We start from the raw sequence: 1,281 nt of genomic DNA, 5'->3' as shown, positions 1-1,281 counted from the left end.
TGCAGTTCCCCCGTTTTAGTGGACACCTCCTTATCTCAATGAGGAGGCTATTATGCCCAGATATACCAACCCCAGAAAAACATGGTTTTACCCAGTTGATTTCAAAATCAAAGCCGTCGAACTAAGCTTAAAAGACGATGTCATGTCAAAGGATGTTGCTCATGCGCTCGATATTCATCCCTTTATGTTAAGCCGGTGGCGTAAAGAATATCGAGAGGGGAAATTTAACTTACCCGTGCGCTATAAAAGCAGCAAGGAATTAATGAGTGAACTCCCCTCCAAACAAGAGTTGAATAAAATCAAACAACTCCAACGAGAAAATGAACGCTTAAAGCAGGAGAATGACCTGCTAAAAAAGTGGCAACGGTATCTGGCGGAAGTACATCAGCACGATTTGGGTTCATCAAAAGGCACGGAAAAGCCTTAGGTGTTAAGTACCTTTGTACTTGGCTGAAGGTGTCACGTAGTGGCTATTACGCATGGCTACACCGCTCCCCTTCGAATAGAGTGCTGGCCGATAATGCACTGCTAAACAACATAAAAACCATATTTAATGCTAGCCTTCATACCTATGGCAGTCCCAGGGTATATGAGGCACTCAAAAAGCTCGGTATTCGAACAAGTAAAAAGCGAGTAGCGCGGCTTATGCACGAGTACGGCCTTGTCGCCCGTGCCGTCAAAACCTACCGTAAAACCGCGAAAGTGAAGTTTTTCTATAAGGAAATTGAGAACAAGCGCCAATTGCTTGAGAAGCCTGAAGGTATCAACCAGCAATGGTCGGGCGACATTACTTACCTTAAAGTGGGTAAACGGTGGCACTACTTAGCTGTCGTGATTGATTTATTCTCTCGTCGAATCGTGGGCTGGGCATTTGGGGCGAAGAAATCAACAGCATTAACTCTTAGCGCTTTGCGCCAAGCACTACATCAACGAAAGCCTCGAACACGCTTACTCTTTCACACCGACAGGGGCGCAGAATACCGCGCGCATGTCGTGCAGCAATTTCTACAACGCAATAACGTCGAAGCCAGTATGAATCGCCCTGGATGTTGCACAGACAATGCTGAAGTGGAGTCCTTCTTTCATTCACTTAAAGCAGACCTCATTCGCGGCAATACATTCTCATCGGCGAATAAATTGCACGCATTATTAAAGAGTTACCTAAATAACTTCTACAATAGACAGCGATTACATTCGAGTTTAGGATATCAAACACCTGCTGAATTTGAGTCAGCACTAAATTAAACATGGAGCGTGTCCATTTTATCGGGGCAAGATCAC

Annotated in this window: 1 protein-coding gene; it reads left to right on the top strand. The window is 44.8% G+C overall.

Annotation, left to right across the window (positions count from 1 at the left end; translation table 11 throughout):
• Positions 1-52: 52 nt before the first annotated feature.
• Positions 53-1,245 (top strand): IS3 family transposase gene (locus ACSLUR_RS19060; protein ID WP_448556919.1). Its coding sequence is split into 2 segments (ribosomal slippage): positions 53-358 and positions 361-1,245, totalling 1,191 coding nucleotides; the frame shifts between segments, so codons are not numbered across the junction.
• Positions 1,246-1,281 lie beyond the last annotated feature (36 nt).

Source organism: Thalassotalea montiporae (genome assembly GCF_053485855.1).
Note: the sequence above shows the minus strand (reverse complement) of the source record. Positions and strands in the feature narration are given on the sequence as shown.